General features: G+C 67.5%; 16 protein-coding genes. All 16 read right to left on the bottom strand.

The features are described from left to right. Window positions 1-49 precede the first annotated feature (49 nt). A complete protein-coding gene (locus ACFYXH_RS18925) occupies window positions 50-496 on the bottom strand; it encodes a DUF2550 domain-containing protein (RefSeq protein WP_327326115.1) in 447 nt (148 codons plus the stop codon). A gap of 172 nt (window positions 497-668) precedes the next feature. Continuing rightward, complete coding sequence (locus tag ACFYXH_RS18920) at window positions 669-1043, bottom strand: F0F1 ATP synthase subunit epsilon (RefSeq protein ID WP_389563991.1); 375 nt, start codon at window positions 1041-1043, stop codon at window positions 669-671. Between the two features lie 111 nt (window positions 1044-1154). Then, window positions 1155-2606 carry a F0F1 ATP synthase subunit beta gene (atpD, locus tag ACFYXH_RS18915; protein WP_389563989.1) on the bottom strand — a complete coding sequence of 484 codons (1452 nt, stop codon included), beginning with the start codon at window positions 2604-2606 and terminating at the stop codon, window positions 1155-1157. Further along, window positions 2607-3524, bottom strand: a complete 918-nt coding sequence (locus ACFYXH_RS18910) for a F0F1 ATP synthase subunit gamma (protein ID WP_362680057.1) — start codon at window positions 3522-3524, stop codon at window positions 2607-2609. 20 nt (window positions 3525-3544) lie between these two features. After that, complete coding sequence (gene atpA, locus ACFYXH_RS18905) at window positions 3545-5140, bottom strand: F0F1 ATP synthase subunit alpha (RefSeq protein WP_389563986.1); 1596 nt, start codon at window positions 5138-5140, stop codon at window positions 3545-3547. 140 nt (window positions 5141-5280) lie between these two features. Then, entirely contained in the window at window positions 5281-6096 is an 816-nt protein-coding gene (locus ACFYXH_RS18900) for a F0F1 ATP synthase subunit delta (protein WP_389563983.1), read from the bottom strand. After that, entirely contained in the window at window positions 6093-6647 is a 555-nt protein-coding gene (locus tag ACFYXH_RS18895) for a F0F1 ATP synthase subunit B (protein WP_327326109.1), read from the bottom strand. Before ACFYXH_RS18895 ends, ACFYXH_RS18900 begins: the two co-directional genes overlap by 4 nt. A gap of 37 nt (window positions 6648-6684) precedes the next feature. Further along, on the bottom strand, window positions 6685-6936 hold the full coding sequence (locus tag ACFYXH_RS18890) for a F0F1 ATP synthase subunit C (RefSeq protein ID WP_324976791.1): 252 nt from the start codon (window positions 6934-6936) through the stop codon (window positions 6685-6687). Between the two features lie 68 nt (window positions 6937-7004). Beyond that, complete coding sequence (gene atpB, locus ACFYXH_RS18885; protein ID WP_389564739.1) at window positions 7005-7847, bottom strand: F0F1 ATP synthase subunit A; 843 nt, start codon at window positions 7845-7847, stop codon at window positions 7005-7007. A 210-nt stretch (window positions 7848-8057) separates the two neighbouring features. Continuing rightward, window positions 8058-8495, bottom strand: a complete 438-nt coding sequence (locus ACFYXH_RS18880) for a hypothetical protein (RefSeq protein WP_327326108.1) — start codon at window positions 8493-8495, stop codon at window positions 8058-8060. A 264-nt stretch (window positions 8496-8759) separates the two neighbouring features. Continuing rightward, window positions 8760-10118 carry an MraY family glycosyltransferase gene (locus ACFYXH_RS18875; RefSeq protein WP_389563981.1) on the bottom strand — a complete coding sequence of 453 codons (1359 nt, stop codon included), beginning with the start codon at window positions 10116-10118 and terminating at the stop codon, window positions 8760-8762. Between the two features lie 106 nt (window positions 10119-10224). Then, entirely contained in the window at window positions 10225-11496 is a 1272-nt protein-coding gene (glyA, locus tag ACFYXH_RS18870; RefSeq protein WP_389563978.1) for a serine hydroxymethyltransferase, read from the bottom strand. Between the two features lie 103 nt (window positions 11497-11599). Beyond that, window positions 11600-12247, bottom strand: a complete 648-nt coding sequence (locus ACFYXH_RS18865) for a protein-tyrosine-phosphatase (protein ID WP_389563975.1) — start codon at window positions 12245-12247, stop codon at window positions 11600-11602. Then, window positions 12244-12891: an L-threonylcarbamoyladenylate synthase gene (locus ACFYXH_RS18860; RefSeq protein ID WP_327326104.1), complete on the bottom strand. Its 648-nt coding sequence runs from the start codon at window positions 12889-12891 to the stop codon at window positions 12244-12246. The genes ACFYXH_RS18865 and ACFYXH_RS18860 overlap by 4 nt, the downstream gene beginning before the upstream one ends. A 56-nt stretch (window positions 12892-12947) precedes the next feature. Then, window positions 12948-13829, bottom strand: coding sequence for a peptide chain release factor N(5)-glutamine methyltransferase (prmC, locus tag ACFYXH_RS18855; protein ID WP_327326102.1), 882 nt, complete (start codon window positions 13827-13829; stop codon window positions 12948-12950). Window positions 13830-13863: 34 nt separating this feature from the next. After that, entirely contained in the window at window positions 13864-14943 is a 1080-nt protein-coding gene (gene prfA, locus ACFYXH_RS18850; protein WP_389563970.1) for a peptide chain release factor 1, read from the bottom strand. Window positions 14944-14990 lie beyond the last annotated feature (47 nt).

The raw sequence follows: 14990 nt of genomic DNA, 5'->3' as shown, positions 1-14990 counted from the left end.
GTACACAGCGAAGCCCGGGAGACCTGCTCTCCCGGGCTTTGTCACACTCTCAAGCTACGTTGACGCGCTGGCCGGGCGGAGCCGCCTCCAGCCAGGCGAGGAATCCGGTGAGCGCGTCCTCACTCATCGCCAGCTCCAGGCGTGTCCCGCGGTGGTGACAGCCGAGCACGACCGCGTCGGACAGCAGCGCCAGCTCCTCCTCGCCCTCGGGCTTACGGCGCGCGACGACCTCGATGGCCGAGCGCTCCAGGAAGCGGCGCGGGCGTGGGGCGTACGAGAAGACCCGGAACCACATGATCCGGTCACCGCTGTAGCGGGCGACGCCGTACACCCATCCCTTGCCGGAGCCATCGGTCTCCTCCGGGACGTTCCAGCGGAGGCTGCAGTCGAAGGTACCGCCGGAGCGCTGGATCAGCCGCCGGCGCAGTCCGAAGACGAAAAGCCCGATCACCACCAGTGCGACGACCAGGCCGCCCACAAGAAGAGCGAGGAACATCTCCACCGACCTCCTCGCATCGTCCAGTAACGGGAATACCGCTCGTACCTTCACCTGCATCTGCCTCAGCCGCGGCACGCCCTGGAGAGTTCCAGGCCGGGCCGCGGCTGACGCGAGTGTGTCTGTCCGGGGAGCGACCCCCAGACCCCCGAAGGGACTGTCGGCGGGGTGCCTAGTGCACCGCCACCGCGCGCAGACGGACATCGGCGCGCCGCTCTGCGGCGGCGTCCTCGTCCGACTTCGCGCGCTCCAGCGCACGCTCGGCGCGCTGTGCGTCGATCTCGTCCGCCAGCTCGACGATCTCCGCCAGCAGAGAGAGCTTGTTGTCCGCGAAGGAGATGAATCCACCGTGGACAGCAGCGATGACGGTCCCGCCTTCGCTCGTACGAATGGTCACCGGGCCCGATTCCAGCACACCGAGCAGCGGCTGGTGACCGGGCATGACGCCGATGTCGCCGGACGTGGTGCGCGCGACGACCAGGGTGGCCTCGCCGGACCAGACCTGTCGGTCCGCGGCGACCAGCTCGACATGCAGCTCAGCAGCCAAGGGTGGCTCCTCGGGTCACCACCCGGCGGTTCTGCCGGGTGTTGGGTCAAATTCTAGTGGGCGTTGTGAGAGGGGCGGGACACACCCGCCCCTCTCACGGAGTCACGGGCCTCAGGAGACGCCGAGCTCCTTGGCGTTGGCCTTGAGGTCCTCAATGCCACCGCACATGAAGAACGCCTGCTCGGGGAAGTGGTCGTACTCACCGTCGCAGATCGCGTTGAACGCGGCGATCGACTCTTCGAGCGGCACGTCCGAACCGTCCACGCCGGTGAACTGCTTGGCGACGTGGGTGTTCTGCGACAGGAAGCGCTCGACGCGACGGGCACGGTGGACAACGAGCTTGTCCTCCTCGCCCAGCTCGTCGATACCGAGAATCGCGATGATGTCCTGGAGGTCCTTGTACTTCTGGAGGATCCCCTTGACACGCATGGCGGCCTCGTAGTGGTCCGCCGCGATGTAGCGCGGGTCCAGGATGCGGGACGTCGAGTCCAGCGGGTCGACCGCCGGGTAGATGCCCTTCTCCGAGATCGGACGCGACAGAACGGTCGTCGCGTCCAGGTGGGCGAAGGTGGTCGCCGGCGCCGGGTCGGTCAGGTCGTCCGCGGGGACGTAGATCGCCTGCATCGAGGTGATCGAGTGACCGCGGGTCGACGTGATGCGCTCCTGCAGCAGACCCATCTCGTCAGCCAGGTTCGGCTGGTATCCCACCGCGGACGGCATACGGCCGAGCAGCGTGGAGACCTCGGAGCCGGCCTGGGTGTAACGGAAGATGTTGTCGATGAAGAAGAGCACGTCCTGCTTCTGCACATCGCGGAAGTACTCCGCCATGGTCAGACCGGCAAGCGCGACACGGAGACGGGTGCCCGGGGGCTCGTCCATCTGACCGAAGACAAGCGCCGTCTTGTCGATGACGCCGGAGTCGGTCATTTCCTCGATGAGGTCGTTGCCCTCACGGGTACGCTCACCGACGCCCGCGAACACCGACACACCGTCGTGGTTGTTGGCGACGCGGTAGATCATTTCCTGGATCAGAACGGTCTTGCCGACACCGGCACCACCGAACAGACCGATCTTTCCACCCTTGACGTACGGGGTGAGAAGGTCGATGACCTTGACGCCGGTCTCGAACATCTCGGTCTTGGACTCGAGCTGGTCGAAGGAGGGCGCCTTGCGGTGGATGGGCCACCGCTCGGTGATCTCCGACTCGGCCTCGGGCTTGTTCAGGATCTCACCGAGGGTGTTGAACACCTTGCCCTTGGTGATCTCGCCGACCGGCACCGTGATGCCGTCGCCGGTGTCCGTCACCGTGGCCTGGCGGACCAGACCGTCGGTGGGCTGCATCGAGATCGCGCGGACCAGGCCGTCACCCAGGTGCTGGGCGACCTCGAGGGTCAGCGTCTTGAGCTTGCCGTCCTCGGCCGGGTCGGCGACCTGAACGGTCAGCGCGTTGTAGATCTCCGGCATCGCGTCGACGGGGAACTCCACGTCGACGACCGGGCCGATGACCCGGGCGACGCGGCCCGTGGCGGCGGCCGTCACTTCGTTCTCGGTAGTCGTCGTCACTTACTTGTCACTCCCCGCGGTCGCGTCGGCCAGGGCGCTGGCGCCACCGACGATCTCGCTGATTTCCTGGGTGATTTCGGCCTGGCGGGCCGCGTTGGCAAGCCGGGAGAGGGTCTTGATGAGCTCCCCGGCGTTGTCGGTCGCCGACTTCATCGCGCGGCGGGTGGCAGCGTGCTTGGAAGCAGCGGCCTGAAGCAGCGCGTTGTAGATCCGGCTCTCGACGTAGCGCGGCAGCAGGGCGTCGAGGACGTCCTCCGCCGACGGCTCGAAGTCGAACAGCGGAAGGATTTCGCCCTTGGTACCGGACTCCTCGGCCGCCTTCTCGAGGCTGAGGGGCAGCAGCCGGTTCTGTACCGGCGTCTGCGTCAGCATCGAGATGAACTCGGTGAAGACGATGTGGAGCTCGTCCACGCCGCCCTCGGCCGTGTCCTGCTGGACGGCCGCGATCAGCGGAGCCGCGACCTTCTTGGCGTCCGCGTACGTCGGGTTGTCCGTGAAGCCGCTCCACGAGTCCGCGATCTTGCGCTCGCGGAAGCCGTAGTAGGCGACACCCTTGCGGCCGACGATGTACGTGTCGACCTCCTTGCCCTCACCACGGAGCCGCTCGGTGAGCTGCTCCGCCGCCTTGATGGCGTTGGAGGAGTAGCCGCCGGCCAGACCGCGGTCGCTCGTGATGAGCAGCACCGCGGCGCGGGTCGGGGCTTCCGCCTCGGTGGTCAGAGGGTGCTTGGTGTTCGACCCGGTGGCCACCGCAGTGACCGCGCGGGTGAGCTCGGTCGCGTACGGCGTGGAGGCCGCCACCTGGCGCTGCGCCTTGACGATGCGCGAGGCGGCGATCATCTCCATCGCCTTGGTGATCTTCTTGGTCGCGGTGACGGATTTGATGCGACGCTTGTAGACCCGGAGCTGGGCTCCCATGAGTCAGGTCCCTTCCGTCGTCACTTGGAGACGTTGACGGCCGGCGCGTCCTCGCCCAGAAGCTTGCCGTCCGAGGTCTCGAACTGCTGCTTGAAGGCGGTGATGGCGTCTGCGATCGACTGCAGCGTGTCGTCGGACATCTTGGCGCCCTCGGCGATGCTGGTGAGGAGCTCCTTGCGCTCGCGGCGCAGGAACTCGAGCAGCTCGCTCTCGAAGCGGCGGATGTCGGCGACCGGGACTTCGTCCATCTTGCCGGTGGTGCCGGCCCAGACGGAGACGACCTGCTCCTCGATGGGCATGGGCTGGTACTGGCTCTGCTTCAGCAGCTCGACCATGCGCTTACCGCGCTCCAGCGAGGCCTTGGAAGCCGCGTCCAGGTCGGAGCCGAAGGAGGCGAATGCCTCGAGCTCACGGTACTGGGCGAGGTCCACGCGAAGCCGGCCGGAGACCTGCCGCATGGCCTTGTGCTGGGCGGAGCCACCGACACGGGAGACCGAGATACCGACGTTCAGGGCCGGACGCTGGCCGGCGTTGAACAGGTCGGACTCAAGGAAGCACTGGCCGTCGGTGATGGAGATGACGTTGGTCGGGATGAACGCCGACACGTCGTTCGCCTTGGTCTCGACGATCGGCAGACCCGTCATCGAACCGGCGCCCATGTCGTCGGAGAGCTTGGCGCAGCGCTCCAGCAGACGCGAGTGCAGGTAGAAGACGTCGCCCGGGTAGGCCTCGCGGCCCGGCGGACGGCGCAGCAGCAGCGACACGGCGCGGTAGGCGTCAGCCTGCTTCGACAGGTCGTCGAAGATGATCAGGACGTGCTTGCCCTGGTACATCCAGTGCTGGCCGATGGCCGAACCGGTGTACGGGGCGAGGTACTTGAAGCCGGCCGGGTCGGACGCCGGAGCCGCGACGATCGTCGTGTACTCGAGGGCGCCGGCCTCCTCCAGCGCACCGCGCACGGACGCGATGGTGGAGCCCTTCTGGCCGATGGCGACGTAGATGCAGCGCACCTGCTTCTTCACGTCACCGGAGCGCCAGTTGTCGCGCTGGTTGATGATCGTGTCGACGGCCAGAGCGGTCTTGCCGGTCTGACGGTCACCAATGATCAGCTGACGCTGGCCGCGGCCGATCGGCACCATGGCGTCGACGGCCTTGTAGCCGGTCTGCATCGGCTCGTGCACCGACTTACGGACCATGACGCCCGGAGCCTGCAGCTCGAGGGCGCGGCGACTGTCGGTCTCGATCTCGCCGAGGCCGTCGATCGGGTTGCCGAGCGGGTCGACAACGCGGCCGAGGTAGCCCTCGCCGACGCCGACGGAGAGCACCTCACCGGTGCGCTGCACCGGCTGGCCCTCCTCGATACCGCTGAACTCACCGAGGACGATCGCACCGATCTCGCGCTCCTCGAGGTTGAGGGCGAGACCGAGGGTGCCGTCCTCGAACTTCAGCAGCTCGTTCGCCATGGCCGAGGGAAGGCCCTCGACCTTCGCGATGCCGTCACCGGCAACGCTGACCGTACCGACCTCCTCGCGCGAGGCCGCGTCCGGCTGGTACGACTGGACAAAGTTCTCCAGCGCGTCCCGGATCTCCTCCGGCCGGATCGTGAGCTCCGCCATCTGGGTTCCCTGCTCTCCTTGTTGGGCCCGAAGTTTCTTAGGGGGTCTGGGGGCCGACCCCCAGGAATCTTCTGCAATCTCTGCACGGCCCAACCGGGCCGCTCGTACTGCTTCGTACTGCTTGTTCAGTTGGTGGCTGGTCAGCCGGCGATGCGGCGGGCCGCCTCGTCGAGACGTGCCGCGATGGTGCCGTTGATCAGCTCGTCGCCGACGCGCACCTGCACTCCGCCGATGACCTCGGGGTCCACGTCGAGATTGAGGTGCATCTCGCGGCCGTAGATCCGAGCCAGACCGGCGCCGAGGCGCTGCTTCTGCTCATCGGTCAGCGGCACCGCCGAGGTGACGACCGCGACCATCCGCTCCCGGCGCGCCGCGGCGAGCCTGGACAGGGACTCGAGTCCAGCTTCCAGGCTACGTCCTCGGGGCTGGGTCACAAGACGGATGACCAGCCGCTCGGTGGCCGGATTGGCCTTGCCGTCGAGCAGGCTGCGCAGCAGCTCGCCCTTGGCGGACGCCGGCGCCGACTTGTCGGTCAGCGCGGAGCGCAGCTCGACGTTGGAGGCGACGATCCGGCCGAACCGGAACAGCTCGTCCTCGACGTCGTCGAGCGCACCGGCCCGCTGCGCCGCGGTGAGGTCGGCGGTGGCCGCCAGCTCCTCGACCGCGTCGACCAGATCGCGCGACTGCGACCAGCGGGAACGGACCATGCCTGCGAGCAGGTCGATGGTTTCGCTGCCCACCTGACCGCCCAGCAGCCGCCCGACCAGCTCGGCCTTGGCCTCGCCGGGCTGCGCCGGGTCGGTCAGGACCCGACGCAACGACACCTCACGGTCGAGCAGCGCGGTGACGGCGGCCAGCTCCTCGGCGAGCTTCGCCACGTCGACCGACGTGTTGTCGGTCAGCGCGTCGAGAGACTCGCGTGCGGCAGCCAGTGCCTCGCGGCTCGCTCCGTTCATCGCGTGGCCTCGGCCTTCGAAGCGCTGTCCTCGAGTGCGTCGAGGAAGCGGTCGACGGTGCCGCTCTGCCGGGTGTAGTCCTCGAGGGACTCACCGACGATCTTGCCGGCCAGTTCGGTGGCGAGCTTGCCCACGTCCTGGCGCAGCGCAGCGGCCGCGGCCTTGCGGTCGGCCTCGATCTGGGCGTGACCGGCAGCGATGATCTCCTCACGCTGCCGCTGGCCTTCCGCCCTCATCTCCTGCAGGATCACGGCGCCCTGCTCCTGCGCCTCCTGGCGCATACGAGCGGCTTCGTGACGGGCCTCGGCGAGCTGAGCCTTGTACTGCTCAAGCACGCTCTCGGCCTCGGTCTGGGCCGCATCGGCCTTCTCCATACCGCCTTCGATGGCCTCGCGGCGCTCGTCCAGAACCTTGTTGATGGTCGGAAGGAGCTTCTTGGCGAGGAAACCGAAAACGATGGCAAAGGCGATGAAGCCAATGACGAGCTCAGGGATCGGCGGGATGAGCGGATTTTCCGCTTCCTCCGCCGCGAGCTGAACCAGAGGGTTCACGTCAGTGCCTTCCGTCGAATGGGCTGTTCGCGACCGGTCAGGAGGTCGGGTAGACGAACGGCATGACCAGACCGATCAGGGCGAGCGCCTCACAGAAGGCGAAGCCGAGGATCTGGTTCTGGCGGATCAGGCCGGCGGCCTCGGGCTGACGGGCGAGAGCCTGAGTACCGTTACCGAAGATGATGCCGACGCCGACACCGGGGCCGATGGCCGCAAGGCCGTAACCGATAGAGCCGAGGTTGCCCTTGATTTCGACGCTGGTGGCGGCGAGGGTCTGGAGAGCAGACATGCCGGTTCTTCCTTCTCTTTCTTGGTCCGGTGGGGGTTGGCCACCGGGTGCTTCGGGAGGTGGGGTGCTCAGTGGCCCTTGGCGAGAGCGCCCTGGATGTAGCTGCAGGTCAGCAGGACGAACACATAGGCCTGGACAGCCTGGATGAAGAGCTCGAAAGCGGTCATCACGATGACCATCACGAACGACACACCTGCGTAGGCGATGCCGATGCCGTTGAGCAAGTACCAGCTGGCGATCGTGAAGAGCAGCAGCAGGGTGTGGCCCGCGAACATGTTGGCAAAGAGCCGGACGGCGTGCGTGAACGGCCTGACGAGCAGGTTCGAGAAGAGCTCGATGGTCATCGAGAGCGGCAGGACCGGGCCGAGGCTCTTGTCGTAGCCCGAGAAGTTCTTGAAAGCTCCGACGAAACCGTGCTTCTTGAAGGTCAGGCTGACCCACAGGATGTACACGATCGCGGCGAGCGCGACCGGGTACGAAATGATCGCCGTCACGGGGAACTGGGCGATCGGAATGATGGACCAGAGGTTCATCATCCAGACGAAGAAGAACAGGGAGACCACCAGCGGGACGTACTTCTCACCGTCGCGCTTGCCGATCGTCTCGTAGACGACGCCTCGGCGTACGAAGTCGTAGCCGGCCTCGGCCACCATCTGAAGCTTGCCGGGAACAACCTTCGGCTTACGGAAGGCCGCCCAGAAGAAGCCGACGATGATGACCGAGCCGAGCAGCGCCAACAGCATCGTCTTGTTGAAGTACACGTTGCTGTCCCCGTCGCCCCAGAGGGGCTGGAACAGGAACGAGTGCAGGCCGGGAGCCGGGAAACCACAACCGTTGTTCTGGAAGATGTGGCAATCGGTCTCGAAGGCGAGCACCGTCGTCGGGTCAGCACTCACCGCGGGCTCCTTCAGCGTGGCGCATAGGTACGGCAACCTCGTTGTGTCGGCGCGGCGCACAGCCGCTGATCGGCACTGGACTGGTGTTACGGATGTGGGGGCGGCCGGCAGGCAGGGAGCCTCGCGATTGAGCAGGCGTCAGCTCAGATGCCCGCGCCCGCAATGCCGCAGTTGGCACCGGACGATAGCAGGATCGCGAACGCGCGCTTATACCGGCCCTACCCCTCACGAGGAAGACCCCTTGTTCTCGGGCTTCTTGCCCTCGGAGGAGTCCGGTTCGACATAAAGCATTTTGGCCTTCATGTGCGCACGGGTCTGCGCGGCGATCCAAACGAGGGTCGCTGCGACCAGCGTGATGGCGAAGGCCTTCGGGTTGAACAACGTGGTGTTCTTGAACGCGGCGACAAAGATGAACAGCAGCAGAATCTGTGCTGCATAGAGCATGAGCCCCATAGCCTGGAACAGATGCGGAAGCGACTTGGCCGTCCGCTCCAGGACCACCAGCCCGATCCCCATGAACAGGATCACAACCAGCGTCGCAACGACAGCGCCTACAGCTCCCTTACCGCCGGCGACCACCGCGCTGATCGCGACGGCAACAGCGCCGGCGACAGCGGTGGGTACGGCGGCTCGAAGGAGAGTCCGGACGTCGTTGGACGGCATGGCGGCAGCTCCGCTTGCTGGTGGGGGCAGTGGTGTCGTCATGGACGAGCGTAGGCCCGGTCCGAGTTGGGTCCTCGGGGCCAAAGAACCGTCGCACTACGGTCTTTCGGCTCTGTCTCCGGGTCTCGTGAACGGTATCACAAACTATTTGATGAGGTCTTTACCTGAGGGGTGTGCTGACTGTCACACATGAGAGTGAGTGCGCGCGTGTGTGCAGAATAACTGGTCGCTATGTCTGGTAATGGGCGAACATATAGCGACTCGTCACCCGTGCGTTCCGGCCTTCCGCCGGTCCGGGAAACGCGAACGGGGGCCGATAGCAGTCGCTCCGTTGACGCCCGCCGGAACCGGGGTCCGCTCCTCGGGCTCCTCCTGCGACGCCTGTGACACCTGTGACGCCTCCGCCGCCTCCGACTCGTACGCGAGGGCGGCAACAGCAGACCCGGGAAGCGTCTTGCGGCGCCGGTAACGCGGCGGAACGAAAGCCTCCGCCCAGCGCGGAGCACGCGGAGTGAAGCGCGGCAGCAGCAGAAGCACCAGGCCGACCGCGCTCAGCGCCACAATGAGCAGCACACTCCACATCGACGCCGAGTGCACCGAGTACGCGACGACACCGAAGGCGATCAGTGCCGACCAGAAGTACATGATCAGGACTGCTCGGCTGTGCGAATGTCCGATCTCCAGGAGCCGGTGGTGCAGATGGCCACGGTCCGCCGCGAACGGCGACTGTCCGTTCCAGGTACGGCGGACGATCGCGAGCACGAGGTCGGCGACCGGGATCGCGATGATCGTCAGCGGCAGCAGCAGCGGGATGAAGACCGGCAGCGCCGCGTGGGTGGCCTGGCGGGTGCTGCCCTCGAAGATCTTCAGGGCGTCCGGGTCCACCTGTCCTGTCACCGAGATCGCGGCCGCCGCGAGCACCAGGCCGATCAGCATCGATCCCGAGTCGCCCATGAAGATGCGCGCCGGGTGCATGTTGTGCGGCAGGAAGCCGAGGCACATGCCCATCAGGATCACGGTGAACAGGCTGGCGGGCGCCGCCGCCTCGATGCCGTACCTGAACCAGATCCGGTACGAGTAGAGGAAGAAGGCCGCGGCGGCGATGCAGACCATGCCGGCGGCGAGGCCGTCCAGGCCGTCCACGAAGTTCACCGCGTTGATGGTGATGACGACGAGGGCGACGGTCAGCAGGGTGCCCTGCCACTGGGTCAGTGAGACGGTGCCGACGCCGGGGACGGGGATCCACAGGATCGTCAGACCCTGGATCACCATCACACCTGCGGCGATCATCTGGCCGCCCAGCTTGATCAGGGCGTCGATCTCGAACTTGTCGTCGAGGACACCGATGATCCAGATCAGGGCAGCGCCGGAGAGCAGTGCCCGCGGTTCATTGGACAGCTCGAAGACGCTGTTGAGGTTCTGCAGATGGTCCGCGACCAGCAGACCGGCGCACAGTCCGAAGAACATGGCGATACCGCCGAGTCGCGGTGTCGGCTCTCGGTGTACGTCGCGGGCACGGATCTGCGGCATCGCACCGGTCGCGATGGCGAACTTCCGCACCGGCCCGGTCAGCAGATACGTCACCGCAGCCGTGACACAGAGCGTCAGCAGGTAATCACGCACGGGCTGCCCCACAGGAATCGCTGGCCATCTCAGCCCCACACCCTAGCTCTGGTAGCCACATGCTTGAGGACATACGGGCGCGGGCGATGGTTGCACGACTCACCCGCTACCCCTGATAAGGCGGAAATCTACCGGTCAGTTCACGCACCTCAGTACGGACCTTCCGCGCCTCCTCGCCGTCTTCACGCATCGCCGCAGTGAAGAGTGCCGCGATCCGCGCCATCTCGCTCTCGCCCATGCCCTGGGTGGTGACGGCAGCGGTGCCCAGCCGGATGCCGCGCCCGTCCCCGTACGGCAGTGCGCAGGTGTCGAGGACCATGCCCGCCGCGGCGAGACGGCCGCGGGCCGCCCTGCCCGCCACACCCAGCGGAGCTGGATCCGCGCTGATCAGATGGGTGTCGGTGCCGCCGGTCAGCACGGACAGACCCTCCGCCGCGAGCCCGTCGGCCAGTACTCGCGCATTGGCGACCACCTGGTGGGCGTACGCCGCGAAGGCCGGCGTCGCCGCCTCACCGAAAGCGACAGCCTTGGCGGCGATCGTGTGCATCTGGGCGCCGCCCTGGGTGAAGGGGAACACCGCCCGGTCGATGCGCTCGGCCAGCTCGGAACCGCAGAGGATCATCCCGCCGCGTGGCCCGCGCAGCACCTTGTGGGTGGTGGCGCACACCACATCGGCGTACGGGACGGGGCTGGGGGCCGCGCCGCCGGCGATCAGGCCCATGGGGTGGGCGGCATCGGCGATCAGATAGGCATCCGCCTCGTCCGCGATCTCGCGGAAGGCTTCGTAGTCGGGATGGCGGGGGTACGAGATCGAGCCGCAGACGATGGCCTTGGGCCGGTGCTGCCGGGCCAGGGCGCGGACCTGGTCGTAGTCGATCAGTCCGGTCTCGGCGTCGACGCCGTAGCCGACGAAGTCGAACCAGCGCCCGGAGAAGTTCGCGGGTGAACCGTGGGTGAGATGACCGCCGTACGACAGTCCCATGGCGAGCACGGTGTCACCGGGCTTGAGCAGCGCCGCGTACGCCGCAAGGACCGCGGACGAGCCGGAGTGCGGCTGCACATTGGCGTGTTCGGCGCCGAAGAGAGCGGTGGCGCGCTCGACGGCGATCCGCTCGGCGGCGTCGACCAACTCGCAGCCGCCGTGGTGGCGGGCGCCGGGGTAGCCCTCGGCGTACTTGTTGGCGAGCGGGGAGCCGAGAGCGGCGAGGACCGCGGGTGAGGTGAAGTTCTCGGCGGCGATGAGCTGAAGGCTGTCGCTCTGCCGCCCCAGCTCCCCCAGGATCACTTCGGCGATCTGCGGGTCCTGTCGGCGCAGGGCGTCGAAATCCGCGGCGGGGGTGGTGATGCGGACGGCGTCTGGTGCAGCGGTGACCGGCATCTGTGGCTCCAGCTGAACGGATCGTCCTCGCGAGGTGAATCCCAGTGGAAACCAATGTAGGCCGGTGCGAGACGCGATGCGCGCCGATCGTATCCGCGAGCCCTCACTGCCGCGCCGAGACGCCCGTCAGAGCCGTCACCACAGGGTCCAGCGCCTGGTTGATCTCGTCGCCGATCGAGCGGAAGAACGTGATCGGCGCACCGTACGGGTCGTACACCTCATCGGCGTCCGGGCTCGGTGCCAGCAGCCAGCCGCGCAGCGCCGCCGCCGCCCTGACCAGGGCCCGAGCGCGCTCGACGACGCCTTCGTGCGGGTCCGGCAACGTTGCCGGGTCAATCGCCCGTACAAGCCGGGTGAACTCCTTGAGCGTGAAGGTGCGCAGGCCCGCCGAGTGACCCATCGAGATCACCTGCGCGCGGTGGTCGCGCGTCGCGGTGAGGACGAGGTCGGCGCGGATCACATGCTCGTCGAGCAGTTCACGGCCGACGAAACCGGTCGCGTCCGCGCCGAAGTCGGCCAGGACGATCTCGGCGTTGGCCTCCATCGGGGCGCCTTCGTGGCCCCAGGTGCCGGCGCTCTCCACGATCAGACCGCCCGTCAGCGGATCGCCGAGGCGGTCGCTCAGGGCATGGCGCGTCAGCCGCTCGGTGATCGGCGAGCGGCAGACGTTGCCGGTGCTGACGTGGAGGATGCGGAAAGTGGAGGTGTTGCTGACGGATTCCGCTATGCCACGCCCCTCAGGGGCGGTCAATTGGCCACCTCGAGGTCGGGTACGACCTTGCGCAGCTCGTCCGCCGAGAGTGCTCCCGCGCGCAGCAGGACCGGGACCTTGCCGGTGACGTCGACGATCGAGGACGGGACGATGCCCGGCGTCGGGCCACCGTCCAGATAGACCGAGACCGAGTCGCCCAGCATCTCCTGCGCGGCGTCACAGTCCTCCGGCGCGGGATGCCCGGTGAGGTTGGCGCTGGAGACGGCCATCGGGCCGACCTCGGTGAGCAGCTCGATCGCGACCGGGTGCAGCGGCATCCGGATCGCTACGGTGCCCCGGGTGTCGCCCAGGTCCCACTGCAGCGAGGGCTGGTGCTTGGCGACGAGCGTCAGCGCGCCCGGCCAGAAGGCGTCGACCAGCTCCCAGGCCTGCTCGGAGAAGTCGGTGACCAGGCCGTGCAGGGTGTTCGGGGACCCGATGAGGACAGGGGTGGGCATATTGCGGCCGCGCCCCTTGGCCTCCAGCAGGTCGGCGACTGCCTCGGAGCCGAAGGCGTCCGCACCGATCCCGTACACGGTGTCGGTGGGCAGCACGACCAGCTCGCCGCGGCGGACGGCCGACGCGGCTTCACGCAGACCAGTCGTACGGTCGGTCGCGTCGTTGCAGTCGTATCGCCGTGCCATTTAACGGCCCTCCTCGAACAGGTTCTGGAGATGATGCTGCGGGTCAGGATTGCCGGTCACGGCATGGCCTTGCGTGCGGTCGCGAAGCGCGGTCGCCTGTTCAGGTCGGGGTGGTCGGCCGCGTCCGCCCAGCCGGCCTCCTCGTTGAAGATCCACGGCACCTGACCGCCCTGGGTGTCGGCGTGCTCGATGACCACCAGGCCGCCGGGCCGCAGCAGCCGGTGAGCGGTGCGCTCAATACCGCGGATGGTGTCCAGGCCGTCCTCGCCGGAGAAGAGCGCCATGTCCGGGTCGTGGTCACGGGCCTCGGGCGCGACATACTCCCACTCGGTGAGCGGGATGTACGGCGGATTGGAGATGACCAGGTCGACCTGGCCGTCGAGCTCCGGCAGGGCGCTCAGCGCGTCGCCCTGGTGCACGGTGACGCGCGAGCCCTCGGCGTTCTTACGGGTCCACCGCAGCGCGTCCTCGGAGAGCTCCACTCCGTGCACACGCGAGCGCGGCACCTCCTGCGCCATGGCGAGCGCGATGGCCCCGGAGCCCGTACACAGATCGACGATGAGCGGCTCGACGACATCCATGGCCCGTACGGCGTCTATGGCCCAGCCGACGACCGACTCGGTCTCCGGGCGCGGTACGAAGACGCCGGGACCGACCTGCAGCTCCAGGAAGCGGAAGAAGGCACGTCCGGTGATGTGCTGGAGCGGCTCACGGGCCTCGCGGCGGGCGATCGCCTCCCAGTAGCGGGCGTCGAAGTCCGCGTCCTTGACGTTGTGCAGCTCTCCCCGCTTCACGCCGTGCACGAACGCGGCGAGCTCCTCGGCGTCGAAGCGCGGCGAGGGCACGCCGGCGTCGGCCAGCCGCTGGGTGGCCTGGGCCACCTCGGCAAGCAGCACAGATCGGGGGGACGGGGGTCGTCCCCCGGGAGTTAGCTGCACGCTGGTCCTCCGGGGCTGGGGCGGTGTGCTGGGCTTACTGGGCGGCGGCGAGTTTGGCGGCGGAGTCGGCGTCGACACAGGCCTGGATCATGGCGTCCAGATCCCCGTCGAGCACCTGGTCCAAGTTGTACGCCTTGAAGCCGACGCGGTGGTCGGAGATCCGGTTTTCCGGGAAGTTGTACGTACGGATCTTCTCGGAGCGGTCGACGGTACGGACCTGGCTGCGGCGGGCGTCCGAGGCCTCCTTCTCCGCCTCCTCCTGTGCCGCGGCAAGCAGCCTGGAGCGCAGGATACGCAACGCCTGCTCCTTGTTCTGGAGCTGGCTCTTCTCGTTCTGGCAGGAGGCGACGATGCCGGTCGGCAGGTGCGTGATGCGCACCGCGGAGTCGGTGGTGTTGACGGACTGGCCGCCGGGGCCCGACGAGCGGTAGACGTCGATCCGCAGGTCGTTGGCGTGGATCTCGACGTCGATCTCCTCAGCCTCGGGCGTCACCAGGACGCCTGCCGCGGAGGTGTGGATACGGCCCTGGGACTCGGTGGCCGGCACCCGCTGCACGCGGTGCACTCCGCCCTCGTACTTCAGCCGCGCCCAGACGCCCTGTCCCGGCTCGGTCGCGCCCTGGCCGCCCTTGGTCTTCACCGCGACCTGGACGTCCTTGTAGCCGCCCAGCTCGGACTCGGTGGCGTCGATGATCTCGGTCTTCCAGCCGACGCGCTCCGCGTAGCGCAGATACATCCGCAGCAGGTCACCGGCGAACAGGGCGGACTCGTCGCCGCCCGCGCCGGCCTTGACCTCGAGGATGACGTCCTTGTCGTCGCTGGGGTCGCGCGGTACGAGCAGCAGCCGCAGCTTCTCGGTGATCTCCTCGCGCTGCTTCTCCAGCACCTTGACCTCGGCGGCGAAGTCCGGGTCGTCGGCGCCCAGTTCACGCGCGGTCTGGATGTCGTCCCCGGTCTGCTTCCAGGAGCGGTACGTGCCGATGATCGGGGTCAGCTCGGCGTAACGCTTGTTGAGCTTGCGCGCGTTCGCCTGGTCCGCGTGGACCGAAGGGTCGGCGAGCTTCTTCTCGAGATCGGCGTGCTCGCCGATCAATTCCTCGACCGCCTCGAACATCGGGTGCTCCTGGTTTTGTACACGAAGGGGGGCTGCTCAGAACGGAC

This window comes from Streptomyces sp. NPDC002730 (genome assembly GCF_042888805.1).
Taxonomy (GTDB): Bacteria; Actinomycetota; Actinomycetes; order Streptomycetales; family Streptomycetaceae; genus Streptomyces.
This window is presented reverse-complemented; position numbering and strand designations above follow the sequence as displayed.

Coding starts and splice junctions, on each gene's coding strand:
- ACFYXH_RS18925 (WP_327326115.1), bottom strand. CDS start 496: ATGTTCCTCGCTCTTCTTGTGGGCGGCCTGGTCGTCGCACTGGTGGTG.
- ACFYXH_RS18910 (WP_362680057.1), bottom strand. CDS start 3,524: ATGGGAGCCCAGCTCCGGGTCTACAAGCGTCGCATCAAATCCGTCACC.
- atpA (WP_389563986.1), bottom strand. CDS start 5,140: ATGGCGGAGCTCACGATCCGGCCGGAGGAGATCCGGGACGCGCTGGAG.
- ACFYXH_RS18900 (WP_389563983.1), bottom strand. CDS start 6,096: ATGAACGGAGCGAGCCGCGAGGCACTGGCTGCCGCACGCGAGTCTCTC.
- ACFYXH_RS18890 (WP_324976791.1), bottom strand. CDS start 6,936: ATGTCTGCTCTCCAGACCCTCGCCGCCACCAGCGTCGAAATCAAGGGC.
- ACFYXH_RS18880 (WP_327326108.1), bottom strand. CDS start 8,495: ATGCCGTCCAACGACGTCCGGACTCTCCTTCGAGCCGCCGTACCCACC.
- glyA (WP_389563978.1), bottom strand. CDS start 11,496: ATGCCGGTCACCGCTGCACCAGACGCCGTCCGCATCACCACCCCCGCC.
- ACFYXH_RS18860 (WP_327326104.1), bottom strand. CDS start 12,891: ATGGCACGGCGATACGACTGCAACGACGCGACCGACCGTACGACTGGT.
- prfA (WP_389563970.1), bottom strand. CDS start 14,943: ATGTTCGAGGCGGTCGAGGAATTGATCGGCGAGCACGCCGATCTCGAG.